Source organism: Paraburkholderia flagellata, from assembly GCF_021390645.1.
GTDB classification, from domain to species: Bacteria; Pseudomonadota; Gammaproteobacteria; order Burkholderiales; family Burkholderiaceae; genus Paraburkholderia; species Paraburkholderia flagellata.
The window spans coordinates 793,683-806,464 of sequence record NZ_JAJEJT010000002.1 but is presented as its reverse complement, the minus strand read 5'-3'; the positions used below and the strand labels follow the sequence as shown (position 1 = coordinate 806,464).

Annotated in this window: 11 protein-coding genes; 5 read left to right on the top strand and 6 right to left on the bottom strand. The window is 61.8% G+C overall.

Features of this window, described 5'->3' with window-relative positions:
* Nucleotides 1-30: 30 nt before the first annotated feature.
* From L0U83_RS18035 to L0U83_RS18025, 3 genes are all read left to right on the top strand, one after another.
* Nucleotides 31-786, top strand: a complete 756-nt coding sequence (locus L0U83_RS18035) for a hypothetical protein (protein WP_233885199.1) — start codon at nucleotides 31-33, stop codon at nucleotides 784-786.
* A gap of 14 nt (nucleotides 787-800) precedes the next feature.
* Nucleotides 801-1,160: a hypothetical protein gene (locus L0U83_RS18030; RefSeq protein ID WP_233885198.1), complete on the top strand. Its 360-nt coding sequence runs from the start codon at nucleotides 801-803 to the stop codon at nucleotides 1,158-1,160.
* A 337-nt stretch (nucleotides 1,161-1,497) separates the two neighbouring features.
* Nucleotides 1,498-2,148 (top strand): SGNH/GDSL hydrolase family protein, encoded by a 651-nt coding sequence (locus L0U83_RS18025; protein ID WP_233885196.1) that lies wholly within the window; start codon nucleotides 1,498-1,500, stop codon nucleotides 2,146-2,148.
* Nucleotides 2,149-2,260: 112 nt separating this feature from the next.
* Here the strand turns inward: L0U83_RS18025 and cyoD are convergent, their stop codons facing one another.
* The 5 genes from cyoD to L0U83_RS18000 all read right to left on the bottom strand — a co-directional run bounded on the left by cyoD (nucleotide 2,261) and on the right by L0U83_RS18000 (nucleotide 8,014).
* Nucleotides 2,261-2,590, bottom strand: a complete 330-nt coding sequence (gene cyoD / locus L0U83_RS18020; protein ID WP_233885195.1) for a cytochrome o ubiquinol oxidase subunit IV — start codon at nucleotides 2,588-2,590, stop codon at nucleotides 2,261-2,263.
* Entirely contained in the window at nucleotides 2,591-3,202 is a 612-nt protein-coding gene (cyoC, locus tag L0U83_RS18015; protein WP_233885194.1) for a cytochrome o ubiquinol oxidase subunit III, read from the bottom strand.
* Complete coding sequence (gene cyoB / locus L0U83_RS18010; RefSeq protein ID WP_233885193.1) at nucleotides 3,202-5,235, bottom strand: cytochrome o ubiquinol oxidase subunit I; 2,034 nt, start codon at nucleotides 5,233-5,235, stop codon at nucleotides 3,202-3,204. Before cyoB ends, cyoC begins: the two co-directional genes overlap by 1 nt.
* Before the next feature lie 7 nt (nucleotides 5,236-5,242).
* Nucleotides 5,243-6,130, bottom strand: a complete 888-nt coding sequence (gene cyoA, locus L0U83_RS18005; protein WP_233885192.1) for a ubiquinol oxidase subunit II — start codon at nucleotides 6,128-6,130, stop codon at nucleotides 5,243-5,245.
* Between the two features lie 339 nt (nucleotides 6,131-6,469).
* On the bottom strand, nucleotides 6,470-8,014 hold the full coding sequence (locus tag L0U83_RS18000) for an NADH-quinone oxidoreductase subunit M (RefSeq protein WP_233885188.1): 1,545 nt from the start codon (nucleotides 8,012-8,014) through the stop codon (nucleotides 6,470-6,472).
* A 752-nt stretch (nucleotides 8,015-8,766) separates the two neighbouring features.
* Between L0U83_RS18000 and L0U83_RS17995 the strand changes: the two genes are divergently transcribed.
* Together L0U83_RS17995 and L0U83_RS17990 are read left to right on the top strand one after the other, a co-directional pair.
* Complete coding sequence (locus L0U83_RS17995) at nucleotides 8,767-9,246, top strand: hypothetical protein (RefSeq protein ID WP_158759625.1); 480 nt, start codon at nucleotides 8,767-8,769, stop codon at nucleotides 9,244-9,246.
* Nucleotides 9,247-9,427: 181 nt separating this feature from the next.
* On the top strand, nucleotides 9,428-10,927 hold the full coding sequence (locus L0U83_RS17990; RefSeq protein ID WP_233885187.1) for an MFS transporter: 1,500 nt from the start codon (nucleotides 9,428-9,430) through the stop codon (nucleotides 10,925-10,927).
* Nucleotides 10,928-10,982: 55 nt separating this feature from the next.
* Here the strand turns inward: L0U83_RS17990 and L0U83_RS17985 are convergent, their stop codons facing one another.
* Nucleotides 10,983-12,398 (bottom strand): sugar efflux transporter, encoded by a 1,416-nt coding sequence (locus L0U83_RS17985; RefSeq protein ID WP_233885185.1) that lies wholly within the window; start codon nucleotides 12,396-12,398, stop codon nucleotides 10,983-10,985.
* Nucleotides 12,399-12,782 lie beyond the last annotated feature (384 nt).

Genomic DNA, 12,782 nt, shown 5'->3' with positions numbered 1-12,782 from the left:
CGCGAGGTTCAGACGTTTGTCCGCGACTGGTTGAAACTGGCGCACTGGAATCTTCCGACCGATATCGCGGGAGTGCGCAAACTGCTATGCGACGCGGTCGTATCCGGTCGGCTTGTGCCGGTAATCAACCGCGAATATCGGGGCCTGCCGCGCGTGGCACAGCCCGATCCCGCGCCGCAGCGCTGGCCCGCGACGGGCGGTGGCGGTGGTACCGCGTATCCAAAAGTCATCAGTTACGACGCGTTTCAGGCACTCCAGCGGGCCAACGGCGAACTTGCTCCAGTGGATGCGCCCGCCGGTGGCGTTGGCACTACGCTTGATCCATTGCCTGACCTTGGGGCTACGGCCAAGGCTGACGACGGTTTTGGCTTGTCCGGCTTCGTTAAATCGGCGGCGGGTGCTTGGCTCGGCGGCGGTGGCGATGATTCGGACAACGACGACACGGAAGGCGGCGATGCCAGCATGTTTGGTGACGACCTGTTCAGCGCGGACTCCGGCGGCACCTCGACGGCGCTAAGCGATGCGCAGCCGTTCGACTATCAGCCCGATATATCAAACGGCGATTCCTTCGATATTGCCAAAACACCGAATGACGGAGAACCTGGAACGTGGTACACGAACCCAGGTAGCGGTCAGATGCGCCTGTTCGGCGATGACGGCAAGCCCGTCGTCGACCTGGATTTTGATCATTTCCACAATGGTTTGAAGCCCCACGCTCATAATTGGACTGGTAGCGCCAGAGATGGCGGCGATGATGTCGTACCTTTCAGCCCGTGGAGTCCTTAAGGGAAGTATTCGAAATGAATGTGATTGAACAATACGAATCGTTTCATGACTGGTACATCATGGGCGTCGCGGTAAATATGGATCAAGAGGTTGTAGAGCTTCACCTTATGTTCGACAACAAAAGGGATCATGTCCGCGTGCAATTTTCCGGCGCAACTAGATGCTGGATTAATGACTTTCTAATTCAAAACATCGTTTACTCTATAAAAATTCTAAGCGAATTCGATACGGACGAGTACAAGAAAGCATTGAACTTTCTGGATAAATCGTACTCCTGGGGAAGGGGGAAGCCTTTAAAGAATATCGCCGTAATTGAACCAACATTAGGCGCTGACGTACTGATTGAGTTTGATACGGTAGAGGTCAAGATCTAGAGGGGGGGTAATGATATGTGGCGCCCTGAAATTGGCAAGATGCTCGACTACACATCATCCGACCATGCCAAGATCGCACGGGATCATCGGGCATTTGCAGCAAAGCTGCGCCACCGTCCATAGCGATTCTCTCGAATCGCATCTTCACTATCTTGCGTGCGTTTCGCGCCGTAATAGACCTCGCCTTGCTAGTGTAGAGTGGGACACGCCACTAAGCGAAGTTGTGCCCTGATAACAGGCGGGTTGATGGACTACGGCGGAATCGATTTTGGCAGATGCCCTGCCGGAACTTCGCTTCGGCTGCCCTGCGACCCTATGATACCGAGAGAGGCAACCCATGACGTCACGCACCCTGCTCTGTTACGGCGATTCCAATACGCACGGCACGAAGCCGCTTGGCGTGCCCGGCGTATCCGAGCGATTCGGCCCCGCGGACCGCTGGCCCGGCGTGCTGCGCGCAGCGCTCGGGCCGGGCTGGACGATCATCGAGGAAGGCCTGCCTGCGCGCACCACGGTTCACGACGACCCCATCGAAGGCCGGCACAAGAACGGCCACGCTTATCTGCGCCCATGCCTCGAAAGCCAGTTGCCGGTGGACGTGGTCGCGTTGATGCTTGGCACCAACGACCTCAAGACGCGCTTTTCCGTCACGCCCACCGACATTGCGAACTCGGTGGACGTGCTGCTCGAAACGCTCGTCGCGTGCCGCGCGGGTCCGGACGGCTCGACGCCGCACGTCCTGCTCATGTCGCCGGTGCCGATCGAAGAAATTGGCTTCCTCGGCGAAATCTTCACCGGCGGCGCGGCGAAGTCGCGCCTGCTTGCGCCGCTCTACGAGCGCGTGGCCGTGAAGTACGGCTCGGCGTTTCTCGACGCCGGCGAGTTCGCCACGGTCAGCACGACCGACGGTATCCACTACGAAGCGTCGCAGCACCACCGGCTCGGCAAGGCCGTCGCGGAAGTCGTGCGCCAGCGCTTTAACGCATAACCGCGCAAGAAGCCGCAGAAAAGAAAAACGCCGCCAGCCCGAAGGCCTGGCGGCGTTTCCATTTGCGCTTCACTCGAAAAGAGCGAAACGCAAGTCCAGCAACGATGACCGCTTAGCGCGACATCATGTTCATGCTGACGTTGTGCATGACCCACAGCGTACCGACGACCACGATCAGGACCGTCAACACCGTGAAGCCAAATGCCGTCACGTTCCAGCGCTGGCCCGACGACGTGTTCATGTGCAGGAAGAACACGAGGTGAACCACGATCTGCACCGCAGCCAGTGCGGCGAGGCCGAGCAGCGCGGTTTCGCGCGGGAAGCCGCCGTGCAGCACGAGCCAGAACGAAGCGGCCGTGAGCACCACCGCCAGGACGAAACCTGCCAGGTAGCTGCCTACGCTGCCATGGCTTTCTTCTTCATGGATGGAATGAGCACTCATTTAGATCACGCTCGCAAGATAAACAAAGGAGAACACGCAGATCCAGACGATGTCCAGAAAGTGCCAGAAGAGGCTCAGGCACGTCAGGCGGCGCAGTTCGCGCTCGCCCAGCGTCGGTGCCTTCGCGACCTGAACCATCAGGACGATCATCCAGATCATGCCCATCGTCACGTGGATACCGTGCGTGGCGACCAGCGTGAAGAACGACGAGAGGAACGCGCTGCGGCTCGGGCCCGCGCCTTCTTCGATCAGGTGCGCGAATTCATGCAGTTCGAAGTACAGGAAGGTCGCGCCCAGCACGAACGTGATGGCCAGCCACAGCAGAACCTGGCCGGTGCGCTTCTTGTACGCCGCGATCATCGCGAAACCGTACGTGATGGACGACAGCAGCAGCACTGCCGTTTCCATGGCCACGCCCGGAATGTCGAACAGGTCCTTGCCGGTCGGGCCGCCTGCGAACTGGTTCTGCATCACGGCGAACACTGCGAACAGCGAGCCGAACAGAATACAGTCCGTCATCAGGTACAGCCAGAAGCCGAACACCGAGTGTGACGGCGGGTGATCGTGGTGATCGTGCTCCGCGAGTGCGGCCGCACTTGCTTTCGTCAACATCAGTTGGCCTCCAGTGCTTCTTCAACCTTGCCACCGCGTTGCTTGTCAGCGAACGCCTTGACCAGTGCGCGATTGCGCGCTTCTTCGTCTGCCCGGACCTTGGCGGCCGGGATGTAATAGCCTTCGTTCTTCTGGAAGCTGTACGCGATCGCGGTGCCGACGATACCGACGAAGCCGACGATCATGAGCCACCAGATGTGCCAGATGCCAGCAAAGCCGAGCACCAGGCTGAAGAAACCGATGAACACACCAGCGCTCGTGTTCGAGGGCATGTGGATGTCGGTGTACTTCGTGTTCGCGACGTCCACGGTTTCGCGGCCGGTTTCCTTCAGGTGCGCAAACTCGTCGAGCTCGCTCACGTGCGGAATGATCGCGAAGTTATACGACGGCGGCGGCGACGAGATCGCCCACTCCAGCGTACGGCCACCCCACGGATCGCCCGTCAGGTCGCGGTTTTCCGGCAGGTTGCGGTCGCGGATCGACACGTACAGTTGCAGCAACTGATGCGCGATACCGATTGCCACGAGCACGGCGCCAACCCAGGCGATGATCATCCACGGATGCCATGCCGGATTGTCGTAGTGGTTCAGACGACGCGTTGCGCCCATGAAGCCGAGCACGTACAGCGGCGTGAAGGCAACGTAGAAGCCCGAGAGCCAGAACCAGAACGCGCGCTTGCCGAGCTTTTCGTTGAGCTTGAAGCCGAAGGCCTTCGGGAACCAGTAGTTGAAGCCCGCGAGGTAGCCGAACAGCACGCCGCCGATGATCACGTTGTGGAAGTGAGCAATCAGGAACAGCGAGTTGTGCAGCACGAAGTCCGCGCCCGGGATCGCCATCATCACGCCGGTCATGCCGCCGATGGTGAAGGTGACCATGAAGCCGATCGTCCAGAGCACCGGCGAGGTGAACTCGAGGCGGCCGCGGTAGATCGTGAACAGCCAGTTGAAGATCTTCACGCCCGTCGGGATCGCGATGATCATCGTCATGATGCCGAAGAACGCGTTGACGTTCGCGCCCGAACCCATCGTGAAGAAGTGGTGCAGCCACACGAGGAACGAGAGCACCATGATCGAGCAGGTCGCGTAGACCATGGTCTTGTAGCCGAACAGCGGCTTCTTCGCGTAGGTCGCGACGACTTCCGAGAAAATACCGAACGCCGGCAGGATCAGGATGTACACCTCGGGGTGACCCCAGGCCCAGATCAGGTTCAGGTACAGCATGGCGTTGCCGCCGCCGTCATTCGTGAAGAAGTGCGTGCCGATGTAGCGGTCGAGGCCGAGCAGCGCGAGCGTCACGGTCAGGATCGGGAACGCGGCCATGATCAGCACGTTCGTGCACAGCGCCGTCCACGTGAACACCGGCATCTTCATCATCGTCATGCCGGGGGCACGCATCTTGATGATGGTGACGAAGAAGTTCACGCCGGTCAGCAGCGTGCCGACACCCGAAATCTGCAGCGCCCACAGGTAGTAATCGACGCCTACCCCTGGACTGTACGCAAGCTCCGAAAGCGGCGGATACGCGAGCCAGCCGGTCATCGCGAACTCACCCACGACGAGCGAGATCATCAGCAGGATGGCGCCGACTGCGGTCATCCAGAACGACAGCGAGTTCAGGAACGGGAACGCGACGTCGCGTGCGCCGATCTGCAGCGGCACGATAATGTTCATCAGGCCGACCATGAAGGCCATGGCCATGAAGAAGATCATGATCACGCCGTGCGCCGTGAAGATCTGGTCGTAGTGGTGCGGCGGCAGGTACCCCGGCGCGTTGTACGCGAGCGCGAGCTGGGTACGCATCATGATCGCGTCGGCGAAGCCGCGCAGCAGCATGATGAGGGCGAGGATGATGTACATCACGCCCAGACGCTTGTGGTCGACGCTCGTCAGCCACTCCGTCCACAGATACTTCCACTTACCGAAGTAAGTGACGACGCCGAGAACCAATGCGCCGATCAGCGCCATGCCGATCATCGTGCCGACGATAATCGGCTCGTGATACGGAATGGCGTCCAGTGTAAGTTTTCCGAACATGCTTGGCTTACCCCTTGGTCACGCACGACGGGTCACTGAAATTCGTGACGTGGCCGTTGTTGTACTTCGCGATGATGTTGTTGAAGAGCTTCGGGTCGACCGTCGAGAAGTACTCAACCGGAGCCTTTTCGCTCGGCTTTGCGACCGTCGCGTATTGATCCATCGAAAGCTGCGTCTGCGACGCCTTTACCTTCTGGACCCACGCGTCGAAGTCTTGCTGGCTCGTGGCGAGCGTGCGGAACTTCATGTCCGAGAAGCCCGCCCCGCTGAAGTTCGCCGAGAGGCCGGCGTAGTCGCCAGCGTGGTCGGCGATCAGGTGCAGACGCGTCTGCATGCCAGCCATCGCATAAACCTGGGTGCCAAGCTGCGGGATGAAGAACGAGTTCATCACCGAGTCCGACGTGATGCTGAAATTCACCGGCGTGCCAACGGGCACGGCCAGCTGGTTCACCGTCGCGATACCGAGATCCGGGTAGATGAACAGCCACTTCCAGTCGAGCGCCACAACTTCGACGTTGATCGGCTTGACGTTGGATTCGAGCGGCTTGTAGGGGTCGAGCTCGTGCGTGGTATTCCACGTGAGCACGCCGAGGAACAGAATGATCAGCGTCGGGATGGTCCAGACGACGATTTCGATCGCCGTCGAGTGCGACCACTTCGGCGCGTAGGTGGCGCTACGGTTCGATGCGCGATAGCGGTACGCGAACCAGAGCGTCAGGATGATCACAGGGATCACGACAATCAGCATGGCCCATGTGGAGGTTGCGATCAGCTGCTTTTCCGCCACGCCCACACTTCCCTTGGGGTCGAGGAGCTCCATGTTGCATCCGGAAAGACACAAGGCCAATCCGGCGCTTACGGGAAGCAGTAACCTTTGAAAGGTCGTTCTTTTCATCACGTTTGCCTGAATTTCATTCATTGAATTGTTCCGGACGCGTCCCCTGACATCCGACAAAGGAAGCGCGCCCGCATCATACAGCCGCTTTGATATTTCGCAATCAATGAATGTGGAAAATGACCTTTGTCAAAAGAAGATTGAGACACTTTGTCGCATGTGTTCGCGAGGTTTGTCGCGCCTCGGAAACACACGCACGTCGCGCTCTACTCCGCCCTTGACAGCGGCCCGCCGCGGCTATTTTTCGAGTCTCGAAACTCGAAACCATCTGGACGCACAAACGCGCCGCGCCGCCCGGAAGCGGTGCGGCGCGTTGGTTGCGCCGTCAATCTTTAGCGATCACGTCGGCGAGTGCGGAGCACGAACGTCCGTGCCCGCGCGCACTGCGTCAGCAGGCGCTGCATCGTCGACAGGTTGCTTGCTGCGACCGGCCTGGGTGACGAGGTTCGCCGCCGAGAGCTCGATCGCGTCGGTCATCGGCTTCGGGTAGAGGCCGATCGCGAGCACGAACGCTGCAAGCGAAGCGAAGATCAGCGTTTCGCGGCGGCCGATGTCGGCCAGCTTCGCAACGCCCTTGTTCGCCACAGCGCCAAAGATCACGCGCTTGTACATCCACAGGGTGTACGCAGCGCTCAGAATGACGGTCGTCGCGGCGATCGCGCCGACCCAGAAGTTCACGCGGATCGCGCCCATGATGACCATGAACTCGCCCACGAAGCCCGACGTGCCTGGCAGGCCGAGGTTGGCCATGCAGAACAGCATCATGAAGGTGGCGTAGCGCGGCATCACGTTGACGACGCCGCCATAAGCCGAGATCGTGCGCGTCTTGGTGCGGTCGAACAGCACGCCGATCGAGAGCAGCATGGCGCCCGAAACGAAGCCGTACGAGATCATCTGCACGATCGCGCCTTCGGTGCCGATCTGGTTGAAGAGGAACAGGCCCAGCGTGACGAGACCCATGTGGGCGACCGTCGAGTACGCGAGCAGCTTGGTCATATCGGTCTGCGCAAGCGCGAGCAGGCTCGAATAGACTACGGCCACGAGCGAGAGCGTGATGATGGCCGGTGCGAAGAAGTGCGCGGCATCAGGCGTGATCGGCAGCGTGAAGCGCAGGAAGCCATAGCCGCCCAGCTTCAGCATGGCCAGCATCACGGTCGCGCCGGTCGGCGCTTCGAGGTGGACGTCGGGCAGCCACGTGTGGAACGGCCACATCGGGACCTTCACCGCGAAGGCCGCGAAGAAGCCGATGAAGATAAGGATCTGCGGAACGAAGCCGAGCGTGAGGTTGTGCCACACCGCCATGTCGAAGGTGTGCGACTGGCCGTAGAGGTACAGCATCGACACCAGCATCAGCAGCGAGCCGCCGAACGAGAAGAAGAAGAACTTGACCGCGGCGTATGTGCGGCGCGCATTGCCCCACGAGCCGATCAGCAGGTACAGCGGGATCAGCGTGGCTTCGAAGAACACGAAGAACAGCATGCCGTCGGTCGCCGCGAAGGTGCCGACCATCAGGCCCGAGAGAATCAGGAACGCGCCGAAGTACTGGGCGACGCGCACCGTGATCGATTCCCACGAGGCGATCACGATCACGAGCGTCGTGAACGCGGTGAGCACCACGAGCCACATCGAAATGCCATCGATCCCGAGTCGCCACGCCACGCCGAACTCAGGCAGCCATTCGCGGAATTCGACGAACTGCATGCCGGCCGCGTGGTTGTCGAAGCCGGAAATGAGCGGGAGGGTCAGCAGCAGACCGACGACGGCGCCAACGAGCGACAGCCAGCGGGCGCGCTGCGGATGACGATCCGACCCAAGGCGCAGCACGGCCACGCCGAACAGGATGGGAATCCAGATCGCCAGACTCAGGAATGGAACGGATTGCATTTCAACAGGACCTCAAAAATGCGGAGCAAATAGCTTCCACGGCGCACGTTCAGGTGCGCAAGCAACTTGAAAGATTGACGCGGGGTGAAAATCGAACCAGGCTGGCTGTAATGTATTTGTCAGCGACGAGGCGAAATGCAACACACGTTCAAGGGTTAACGAGGGTAAACGGAATACGGAAGTTTTGCAGCGCAACAACACGGGCCGGAACGACACTTGACGCAAGTCATTGTTTTTATTCAGAAACGTACTAAGAGAAAAAACAACAAACAGGCCGTTACAGCCCATTTTTGATCGCGAAAACAACGCTTTTGACCTCCGGAGCGCCATGGCGCGCGGCAAGCCGTGACGCTGCGCGGCCCGAATAATACCTTACTTGTTTCTTTCGGTTCAATGACTTATGCATCGGGGTGCGGCCCCGGGCGGTCCACAAAACGCGTGCCAGGGCCACCTCGAGCGCCCTGGCGCGGCGCAAAAAAAAAGCCCCGGCCTTCATGGGGCCGGGGCCAACTCTCACGTTGCGCCAGAACACTGGAACACGCATGGCCCGCACTTTAGCGGCTTGTGTCCCCGTAATTAAGCGCCCTGGCTGGAACAGTCCCTTCCCGGTTCTGGCAGGTCACGTTTTCGCTGCATGTCGATTTTTTTCACAAATGAGAATCATTTGCATTTACACGAAATTTGCCCGAGAATACAGCCCATGCCGGACGACCCGGCGCCACCCGAATGATTTGTGCGGGACCGGAGGCTCCATGAACTACACCGCCCCTTTCGCGAGAAATGACACGCTGATCGACGACACCTTCGTCCATCATCCCGACACCGCCGAGCAGACCGTGCTGCGCGCGGTGCGCACCTGGCTGCGCCCGCATTGCGACGCCTACGCCAAGGCCGAAAGCTGGCGCGGCGTGCTCGCCGATGCCGGGCTCGGCGCGGAAGGCTTCGGCTACTTCGATCTGCTGATGGGCACGCTGTGCCGCGCCTCGTGCCGCCCATTGGACACGCGCTGCCGCTGCGCCTCCGAACTCGCGAAGGACGAAGGCTCGCTGCTGCAGGTCATCGCGCTTTTGCAGTCCACCCGCAGCGAGGCCGCCGTGCAACTCCTCAACGACTGGCTGCCGATGCCGAGCGTGAGCGGCATGCTCAAGACCGCGCGCTGGTTCGCCATCGCGCTGCTCGACGCGGGATTGCAGTTGAGCGACCGCTCGCGCCGCGTCACTTACATGCACTGACTGGCCTGTACTGCGGCATCTGGAATGCGCCAGCACTGCCGTGCATGAAATCTTGCACAAGGTTGCAGGACACCTGCCGCACGGCATGAGCTCATAACCAAAAACGATTTGGGCGCGGGCCTCGCGGGGGTTAGCATCACGCGCTTTGCCGCTATTAGCGCGCCCGCTCGCGTCGCCTCGCATGTCCGCCTCAGCCTCCCCCTCTTCGTTCAGCACTTCCAGCCGCCCGGTGATCCGCAGCGCGGCCGACGTCTCGCAGCTCGTCAACGCGGGGGCAGCCACTGGCAGCAACGCGCGCATCGTCGTGGCCATCGCGCTCGGCGGTGTGTTCCTCGATGCCTACGATCTCGGCGCCCTCGCCTTCGGCCTCAAGGACGTGGCGCGCGAATTCTCGCTCTCGCCCGCGGGCACCGGCTTCGTCGCGTCGGCCATCACGTTCGGCGCCATCGTCGGCGCGTTTCTCGGCGGGTTCCTCACCGATCGCATCGGGCGCTATCGCGTGTTCATGGCCGACATGTTCTTCTTCGTCGTCGCCGCCATTGCCTGCGCACTCGCACCCAACGCCTGGGTGCTCGGCGGCGCGCGTTTCGTGATGGGGCTGGGCGTCGGTATCGACTTGCCCGTGGCGATGGCCTTTCTCGCCGAGTTCTCGCGGCTCAAGGGCCGCGGCAACAAGGCCGCGCGTGTGGCGATGTGGTGCCCCGTCTGGTACGCGGCGATCAGCGTGTCGTATCTGCTCGTACTCGCGTTCTATGCAGGCTTGCCCGCCTCGCACTCGCACTTGCTCTGGCGCCTCACGCTTGGCTTCGGCGCCGTACCGGCGCTCGTCATCATCGCGATCCGCAGCCGCTATATCAGCGAGTCGCCGGTGTGGGCCGCAAATCAAGGCGATCTCGCGGGCGCGGCGCGCATCCTCAAGCGCTCCTACGGCATCGACGCGCAGGTCACGTCCGAAGCCGCCGCGAGCGCCGCCGCCAGGCCAGCGCGCGTGGCGTCGTGGAAGAATTACGGCGCGCTGCTGCGTGGCGTCTATACGCGGCGCACGGTGCTCGCCACGGTGATCGGCGTGGCCTCTTCGTTCGCGTACAACGCGGTCGCGTTCGGCCTGCCGGTAATCATCTCGAGCTTCCTCGCGCAGTCCATGCTCACGACGATCCTCGCCTCGCTCGTGCTCAATCTCGGCTTCGCCTTCGTGGGCGGGCTGATCTCCGTGCGGATCGTGCCGCGCTTCGGCGCGTGGAAGCTTACCGTCTGGGGCTATGCGATCCAGTTCGCGGCGCTCGTCGGCCTCGCGATCGTCGGCAAGCCAGCGACGGCGCCCGAAGTCGTCAGCGCGGTCGCCCTGCTCGCCGCTTTCCTGTTTGGCCAAGGCATCGGCCCCGGTTCGCACACCATGACGTTCGCCTCGCTCGGCTACCCGACCTCGCTGCGCGGCGTGGGCGTCGGCTTTAACCAGACGCTCATGCGTGCAAGCTCCACAGTCTCGCTGTTCCTGTTCCCGGTGCTCGCCGCCGCGCTCGGCACGCGCGTGTTCTGGATCATCGCGGTCGCGCCGCTCGCGGGACTCGCGGCGCTCCTCTCGATTCGCTGGGAGCCTTCGGGGTATGACGTCGATGCGGAAGACTTCGACGCTGCAACGCCCACGCAAGCGCTAGCCGGGCGGGACGTGGAAACGGCGTAGTGAATGTCGAGAAAGGGTGGTGCTTGCGCTGCCCTTCGGCTGAAATTGCCGGGCGCTAGTCGCGCTTGCTCAACCGCTCACGCAGATAACGCTGCACAGTGCGCGCCATTTTCGGATACTGCTCGCCGGGCACGGCGAACAACACGAGCGCACACAGCGCGAGCAGGCTGCAAAAAAGAAACGTGCCGCGATAACCGAACGCCTGCACGAGCATGCCCGAAAGCACGCCCGAAAGAATCGAGCCGAGCCGCGACGCATTGAAGAAGAGCGCCGTCGCCCGCCCCGGCGACGAGGGCATCAGATCCTGCACGAAGGTCATCCCGAGGCACGACGTGACGGCGACCACGAAGGCGTTGAGAATCTGCATCGGAATCAACGCGTGCACGCCGGGCGCCAGCGACATCGCGACGAAGTACACGGCATGCACCACGGCGCACGCGGCCAGCCACCATGGCTTGTTCAGCACCGAGGCGCGCGCGCCGAGCGCGAGCATCATCGGTATCTCCATGAGCGCGCCGAGGCCGAGCATAATCGACACGTCGATGCGCGTGCCCTGCAGGCCATGCACGATGTAGAGCGGCAGCACGATCATCGTCGCATTGGCCGCGAGGCCGATGAGTGTGAGCGCAACGATCGCGCGCATGATGTCTTTCTGCGAGCCCTCCGCGGCAGGCGCAGGCGGGCGCGCCGCCCTGGCCTTTGCTTTTGCCGTTCCCGCCGCTGCCGCAAGCGTTGCGGGGTCGCGTGGCGCACCCGGCTGCACTTCGGCCTGCGTCAGCGGCTGGCCCTCGTACTCGGCAGCGCTTTCAGCGCTCATTTCCTGAGCTACTTCGCTTGAAGTGGGACGCGCCATCAAATGCTGCGTGGCGTGTTCGTCGTGACGCGGCTCGCGCATGCGCCAGACGATCGTGCCGCACGCAGCGAAGCTGGCCGCTGCAAACAGGAAGAGCCCGTAGAAGTTCGTGGCGGCGAGCACGAGCGCGCCAACCGCGGGCCCGAACACCCACGCCGCGGAGAGAATCGTGCGCAGCGTCGCGCTCGCGAAGGTCCGCTCGGCGTCATCGCTTGCGGGCAGCGCCGCGCGGCTGAACGAGAACACGAGCGAGAGCGCGCAACCGCCCGCGCCGATGAACGCAATGCCCACGAGGAGCAGAAGCCGGTAATCGCGCACGACGCACAGGCAGAGATAACCGAGCGTGGCGGCGCACAGCGAGACGAGCAGCAGGGTTCGGTGCTTGCCGGTGGCGTCGCTCCAGCGGCCCGCGGCGGTGCTAGCGATGACGCCGCTCGTGGCGATGGCGGTCATGAACACGCCGAGCCGGAACGGCGTCATGCCGGCGCGCTCGACGCCGAATAGCGAGAGATAAGGCGCGGTGAAGGACATCGCCACACCCAGCATCAGGGTAGCGCCAGCGAGTGGCAGGAAACCAGGAATACGCAGAAGACCGGCAAAGCGCGAGTTTTTGAGCACGGCGCGGCGGGGAGTGGCGAGAAGAAAGTTGGCCGTGCAAGCGCGGTCACGCGACGGCCATATCGACGGCGATTATCGGGCCGAACTCCTGCACTGTGCAAGGTTGATTCGGCAACGATCAACATCTGGGTGCGCTATCCACAGATTCTGTTGGCAGCCTTGTGCGTAACCCCGGGACGACTGCGCCAAGTGCTTGATGCGACTCAGGTTGTCCCGAGAGTCACCGATTGTTGCAGCGGCGGCGCATCACGGAAAAACGCGCTGGGTCTTTTCCACAGATTTTGTTCACAGCCCTGTGGACAACTTCTGGACATCCACACCAAGTCACTGATTGAAAACAGGAAGCTCGCAAACGACACAGAAAATGCATATTTTTTGCGCAAC